The organism is Kitasatospora sp. NPDC056181 (assembly GCF_042266225.1).
Classification (GTDB): domain Bacteria; phylum Actinomycetota; class Actinomycetes; order Streptomycetales; family Streptomycetaceae; genus Kitasatospora.
The window spans coordinates 1-7457 of the sequence record NZ_JBHJUK010000161.1 but is presented as its reverse complement, the minus strand read 5'-3'; the positions used below and the strand labels follow the sequence as shown (position 1 = coordinate 7457).

At 67.9% G+C, this 7457-nt stretch carries 1 protein-coding gene and 1 pseudogene; one reads left to right on the top strand and one right to left on the bottom strand.

All coding sequences use genetic code 11. From position 1 onward, the window contains the following. Positions 1-149: 149 nt before the first annotated feature. Positions 150-3704 (bottom strand): ricin-type beta-trefoil lectin domain protein, encoded by a 3555-nt coding sequence (locus ACFC1F_RS37105; protein ID WP_376165228.1) that lies wholly within the window; start codon positions 3702-3704, stop codon positions 150-152. A 913-nt stretch (positions 3705-4617) separates the two neighbouring features. On the opposite strand from ACFC1F_RS37105, the pseudogene ACFC1F_RS37100 reads away from it, so the two are divergent. Continuing rightward, a pseudogene (locus ACFC1F_RS37100) lies at positions 4618-7457 on the top strand (hypothetical protein); the annotation flags it as partial.

Below are 7457 nucleotides of genomic sequence, written 5' to 3'. Positions count from 1 at the left end.
TGCGGGGGGGGGGGGGGGGGGGGGGGGGGGGGGGGGGGGGGGGGGGGGGGGGGGGGGGGGGGGGGGGGGGGGGGGGGGGGGGGGGGGGGGGGGGGCACACCCGGTGGTGTGGGTGCTACATCATCTGCTGTTCGGTGAGGTCGTTGGCCTCAGGGGGTGCGTTCGGGGTTGAGCGTCCACTGCTGATTGAGCTGGACACCCGGGCAGTTCCAGATGCCGAGGCGGGTGCCCTGGGCGGTTGCCCAGCCGGGCAGTTCGAGGCACCGGCCGTTGGGGCTGCTCGCGTCCACCGTCGCGGGGAGATAGATGCGGCCGTCGGGGCGCACGGCCCACTTCTGGCCGTTCTTCCCTTCGCACCGGGCGAGGACCGCGGGGGTGCCATCGCCGAGGGCGTCGTCTTTGGTGGAGACGCAGTAGCTGCTGGCCCTGATGGTCCCGTCCGCCGCGAAGTTGAACCGCTGGTTCGCGGTGTTCCAGCAGCCCCAGATGGCGAGTGTGGCGCCGGCACTCGGGCCGCCTTCGGCGTCCATGCACTGCCAGCCGGCGCTGTTGGGACGGATGGAGACGCTCGCGTCGGCGTAGCCGAGGAGCTGCCAGGGGTTGAAGCCGTCGACCTTGTTCCTGGTGCCGTCGCTGCTCTTGCCGGGGAAGACGGTGATGGCGTTGTTGTTGTCGACTGCCCAGGCGTCGGGGTAGCCGTCGTTGTTGAGGTCGCTGGCGCCGACCTTCGGCTGGGCCGTGGCGGTCCAGTCGGCGCCGCCGAGGATGAGGAACCCGGAGTCGGGCTTGGTCAGGGAGGAGTAGTCGACCGTGCCGTCGGCGTTCCATCCAAGGGGGTAGGCGTAGAGGTCGCCTGTGGTGCGGTTACGGGCCCAGAGCGTGGTCTGATTCGTGGTTGCCTTGGTTATGGGATTGGTGGTTGGGCCGTTCGCGGCGCCGGGGTTGATGAGTTCGAGGTCGTTCCAGCTGCCCGAGGCGGTGGGGATGAGTGTTGCGCTGCTCAGGAGGTTGCCGGCCGGGGTGAAGACGTAGAGATTGTTGTTCTCCAGCGTCATGATGGACGTCTGGGTGGTGAAGACGGTCTTCGTCGGGTCCCCCGGTTTGGGGCCGACGGCCTCGCCCTTGGGGGTGCCGAACGCGATCACCTGGGAGACGGTGCTCCAGTCGGTGGCGTTGTAGCCGTCGCAGGCCGTGGTGGTGGCGTAGATCTTGCAGGTGGTGGGGCGGGCCGGTGTCAGGGGCTGGCTCTGGTCGAAGCGGCCGGTGCCGTCGTTGGGGATCACGTAGAGCGTGCTCTTCAACGCTGCCACAGTGCCCGTGTAGTGCGCGATGATCTGGTCGACGGGTTGCCCAGCGGTGAGGCTGCCGTGGTGGCTGAGCTGGTAGTCGGCCCAGGTGGCGCCGTAGGTGAGGTTGCCGGGCGCGGCGGCGGCCGGCGCGACGGCGGTGGATGCGCCGGGGTCGGTAGTGCCGCCGATGACGCGCAGGTCGCCGTTCTTGTCGGCGATTAGGACGTCCGGCTTCTGGTCGTTGTCGATGTCACCGAAGAGGGGCTGGGTGCCGGGCTTCCAGGGCACGTAGAAGTTGTAGACGGCCGGCTGGCTGTAGTTGCCGGCGTTGTCCATGGCCCAGGCGTAGAGGGTGTTGGTACCCCATCGGTGGGATGTGTAGGTGTAGGGCTGGTCGCCCGGCCGCCAGGTGCTGGAGTCGCACTTCCAGCCGACGACCGGGGTCGGGTCGGTGCTCACGCGCACACAGGCGATGCCGGAGGCCTGGAGGCCGGCACCGGGTGCGAGGTCCTCGGCGTTCAGGCTGAAGGTGCCCGCGTCGTTCATGTACTTGGCCGGGCTTGGGTTGGGCGTGCCCGAAGGCGGGAAGTCGGTGGAGCTGATGCTGATGCGGGGGTTGGTCCTGTCGACGCGGAAGTAGCACCAGGCGCTGCTGGGCGACGTGAGGAGGTCGTCGGTCGCGCGGGCGAGCCAGCCGTACTGGTGACCGTCGGACAGCGATCCCACGCTTTTCATGGGCCCGGGGTCGTTGTAGCTGCGGCCCCAGTCGCCGGGGGTTGCACTGAAGCCTGGATCGTTGTCGTCCCACATCTGGTAGCCGGTGTAGAGGTTCTGACCGGTGGGTGACCAGCTGTTGGCGGTGAGGTAGATCTCCTGGTTGTTGCCGACCCAGCCGGGGTTGTCCCAGGGGTTCGAACCGTTGCTCGTGCAGGCGGCCTGGCTGTTGTTGCTCGCGAAGCCCGGTGTGGGGGTGGTTCGCGGGTACCAGATGGTGGGGGTGATGTCGTAGGTCGTCGTGACGCTGGGGTTGCTGGCGATGTAGTGCCGGTAGAGCTTGTTCCATTCGGTGTCGCTCGGGGCGATGCCGATGGTCCAGGTGGGCCACCTACCGGCGGCCGCCTGCTTCATGATGTTGGTGGCATCGACCGACATCGGGCCGGTGCCGGTTATGGGCTGGCCACCAACGTAGGTGCAGCCGTTCATGACCGCGTTGCCGTTGTCCCCGCACGGCTGCTTGTACCAGTTGGTGGACCCGTCGATACCGGTGGGGGCCCAGTAGACGCCGAGGTTGGTGGGGGTGCCCGGGCTGGAGGCACCGGTGACTTGGGCGTTGAGGGTGGAGGTGAAGAGTGTGGGCGGTGCCTCAGCACCTTGGGGGATCGTGTAGATAGCCGGGTTGACGTTGAACTGGAAGTAGGCGCGCTGTCGGCCTTCGTTACCGCAGTCCTGGCCGGGGTCGGAGCTGTGGTAGCCGCAGAAGCCGGTGGCGAGGTTGGACTTGGTGTTCCAGTTCTTCGCGTCCTTGTGGTTCTCCTGGACCTCGACCGAGCTTGCGGTGTAGCTGGTGACGGCGGTGAGCGTCGGGTCGAGGTACCACGGGCCGGTGCCGGAGGCGAGGGCCTGGGGGTCGGGTGTCAGCTCGATCGCACCGCCGGTGACCTTGCTCCCGATGGAGGCGACGTTTGCGCCGTCTCCCGGCGCCTCGGCGGTCGAGGGTGCTGCCCCGGCGGGTGTGGTTACCGCGTCGGAAACCGGAGCCGCCGCGGAGAAGGAGGCCAGTTTGACCTTCGTGGGGGCACTGTCCGATGCGGTGGCCGCGGGCTTGGAGGAATCCCACTGCAGGGGGGCCGGTGAACGGAAGCGAAGGTTGCCCTTGTCGTCCTTGACGTCGATACGGCCCTTGTCGTCCGAGGCGACCGTCAGGCCCTCGGAGGTGATCGGGAAGCGCAGGGTCTTCAGCGCCGGATTCGCGGCGGCCTCGGGAGTCCGTACGACGATCACGTCTCGCCAGCCGCCGACCGGAAGCGCGGTCACCTGGAGGTCGATGCCGGGAAGGACGTTCGTGTAGGTGGCCGTGTCCCCGTTCAGCGTCGGCTTGGGCAACACGAACGGCGCGCCGACGGACAGTTTCTTGCCGTCAGGGGTCGCGACGGTGGCCATCGGAGCATTGCCACCGCCGGAGAGCGTGAGGGGGGTACTCGCGACGGCGGGGCTGACGGTTCCATCGGGATTCTGACGCAGGGTGGAGTCGAGATCCGCCCAGCCGCCGTCGTGCTTCACCCGGATCGGAAGGGCGTTGTCCGTCGTTGTCAGCGTGCCGTTCGGGTTGGCGATGGTCTTCGACGCCTCGTCCGTCATGGCATCGACGACGACCGACTTTCCCGTGGACTTCGCCTTGGCAACGGCATCGACCATCGCCTGCTGCTGGGGCGTACGGGGCGGGACCGGCTTGGACGGGACAAGCGGCTTCACTCCGCCAGCCGGTCCGTGGGTCGGCGTCGCGGCGGGTTCCGCGGCCAGCACGCCCGGCGCGACGAGCAACCCGAGACTCAGCGCGCACCCGGTCCCGAGTGCGGCCAGGCGCAGGGCGCGCCTGCGTATGGAAGGCGGCGGTGCCACGTTTGTGACGACTCGTGATGTGGTGGACATGGTCCTTCTGTGAATCCCTCCCGCTCGGCAGACGCCGGTAGCCGTCTGCGTTCGAATGGGAACGATGTGGCCTGACCTGGCAATAGGTCAAACCGGTTACCAAGTCGCCTGGATATGTCCGGACAACCACGGATCACAAAGTCAAGGTTCCGCAAAAATCTCATACTTAAATCGAACAGACTGGCGACGTGTTCAACTCTTCACTTATCGTCACATCGATCATGGCACGCCTGTGTCTTCTTGGTGCCATGTCGCCTATCAACGAGGAGAAGTGACGATGGTTCGGTCTGCCCGTAAACGGGCTTGGAGATCACCAGGAGGCCGGTGGCGGTCACCGGTGGTGGCAGCGGTGGTTGCCCTAGCAATGACGGGACTGACCGCTCCCCCGGCGCTGGCGTGGACTTACCCCAAGCCCAAGGGGAAGGTCTGGACTCCTCCGCATACGCCGCTGGGCAACGTGACCGTCTCGGTCGCGGGACACGACGCCGAGAAAACGACGCCCACGCCCGCAGCCAAGGCCCCCGCGTGGAAGCCGGAGTCCGCAGTCCCGTTGGTGACCGGCACCGCGACGGTGACCCTGGGGGCCGACAGCCCCGAGGCACAGGCCGCCCGCAGGGCGACCGGTGGCGCCTCACCGGCCTCCGGCGGTGCGACAGGCGCGAAGGCGGGTGCCCTGCCCGTGGAGGTAGCCCCAGGCGCCGACACGGGCGAGAGCGCGCACTCAGTCACCGTCCAGGTGACCGAGCAGGACAGGGGCAAGGCCGCCGGCGTCACCGGTCCCCTCATCGCCCTGACCGACGCCGAAGCGCCCGCTACCGACAAGGGCCGGGCCGCGAGCGTCACCCTGGACCTGAAGGGACTTCAGGCAGCCGGGTGGTCCGACCGGGCCGCCATCGTCGCCCTTCCGGCGTGTGCGCTGACCACGCCGGATCTGCCCGAATGCCGTACCCAGACCCCGGTGCAGGCGAAGGCTGACGGGCGAGGCGCGGTCACCGCCGAGGTCACCCTGCCCCCCAGGACAGCCGTCCAGCAGAACCAGGGCGGCGTGGTAAAGGCATCCTTCACCACGCCGACAACGCCTGCGTTGTCGGCTGCCACCACTGGCAGTGGCACCGGTGGCGGGTCGGTCGTACTCGCTGCGGCACCGTCACCGTCCGGCGCCCTGGGCAACTACACCGCAAGCACCCTGACCCCGTCGTCGGCCTGGACCTCCGGGGCCAACGCGGGCAACTTCACCTACAGCTACCCGATTCAGGTCCCGCCATCGCTCGGCGGTACGGCCCCGTCGGTGGCGCTGGGCTACAACTCGGCCGACGTGGACGGCAAGACCTCCTCAACGAATGCCCAGCCCTCCTGGATCGGCGACGGCTGGGGCTACGCGCCCGGCTTCGTCGAACGCTCCTACAAGTCCTGCGACAAGGCCGGCATCACCGGCTCCGCGGACCAGTGCTGGGGCGGGCAGAACGCCTCCCTCTCCCTGAGCGGGCACTCGGGCACGATCGTGCGCGACGACGCCACCGGTGTCTGGCACATGGAGAGTGACGACGGCACCAAGGTCGAGCAGGTCACCAGTGCTCCGCGCACGGTCAACGGCATCGAGTACCGTGACGAGTACTGGCGGATCACCACGCCCGACGGCGTTCAGTACTACTTCGGCCTCAACCACCTGCCCGGCGGGGACGGAAGCGACCCAGCCACGAACTCCGTCCTCACCGCTCCGGTCTACTCCCCCAAGAACGGCGACCCCTGCTACAAGGCCGCAAGCGGGAACAACTCGTGGTGCCAGATGGCGTGGCGCTGGCAACTCGACTACGTCGTCGACCCGCACGGCAACCTGACCACGTACAAGTACGCTGCCGAGGGCAACAAGTACAAGCGCGGCGCTGTTCAGAACGGCGGCAACGGCACCCTCACGGACTACCAGCGCGCCGGCTATCTCACCGAGATCGCCTACGGCCAGCGCCTGGACGAACAGAAGGCGGCCAAGGGCAGCGCCAACCCTGCGGCAAAGATCCTCTTCACCGCCGTGGAACGCTGCATACCCAGCGGCGCAATCACGTGCACCGAGGCACAGCGCACCACGGCGAACGCCACTTCCTGGCCCGACACGCCCGTTGACCAGATCTGCACCGACGCCACCTGCGTCAATGTCGCGCCGACGTTCTTCACCACGAAGCGTCTGACCGCAATCACCACCCAGGTCCTGGTCAACTCCGCCTACCGCACCGTCGACACCTGGAACCTCACCCAGCAGCTCGCCGACCCCGGGGACGGAACCAAGCGTCTCCTGCAGCTGGACTCGGTGCAGCGCGTGCCAAGCAACGGGCAGGCGGAGATCACGAACCTGCCGCCGGTGAGCTTCCAGTACAAGATGCGGGCCAACCGCATCGACGGCCTCGTCCCCGCCTCGCCGATGTTCATGCGTCCGCGCATCCAGAGCATCACCACCGAGATGGGCGGGAGCATCAACGTCGCCTACACCGACCCCGAGTGCTCCCGGGTCAACAACCACATGCCGGCCTCCGAGGACAACAACTCGATGGCCTGCACACCCGTCAAGTGGTACCTGCCCGGACAGTCCTCCAGCAATCCGGTCAGCGACTGGTTCGACAAGCCCCTCGTGAAGAGGGTCGTCGAGCAAGACCTCGTCAGCACCCCCAACGTCTCCAAGACCACCGAGTACACCTACGGGGGCGGCGCCGCCTGGCACCGCAACGACGCCGAATTCACCGACCCCAAGACCCGCACCTGGGACAGCTTCCGCGGCTACCAGTCGGTGATCACCACCACCGGCAGCGGCGACACCAGCGAGGCACCCAAAACCCAGCAGAAGGTCACCTACCTGCGCGGCATGCTCGGCGACTACCTCGCCAACGGTACGAGCCAGCGCACCGCCCAGGACACCGACGTCCCCAGCCCGCTCGGCGGCACCGTCCCCGACAGCAACCAGCTCGCCGGCCGCATCGTCGCCACCGAGCTCTACGACCAGGCCGGCGGCACGCTCACATCGGTCTCCGGAAGCACCTACAACGGGCAGACCGTCTCCGCGACCCATGCCCAGAGCGCGGGTGCGCCAAAGATCTTCGCCTGGCGGCCGGACTCCGAGACAACTGCCATCACCAAGGCGAAGCTCGCCAACGACAGCTGGCGTACAACCACGGTCGTCACGACCACGGAGCCGGCCAACGGCAACCGAGTCATCAAGGTCGACGACAAGGGCGACGGCACCGCAGCCACCCCGGAGATCTGCACCACCACCGGCTACGCGGCCAGCGCCAGTACGCTGCTCCTCACCCTGGTGTCGGAGAAGACCGCCTTCCAGGGATCCTGCTCCGGAAACGCCACAGCAGCCAACACGCTGTCCGGCGCCCGCACGCTCTACGACGGCAAGCCCTTCGGCCAAGCCGCCGCCGGCGACCCGACCAGCAACCAGGTCCTTGACCGCTTCGACCAGGCCGGCAACGCCGTCTATGCCCACGTCGGCAACGCGACATTCGACGTCTACGGGCGCAGCCTCAC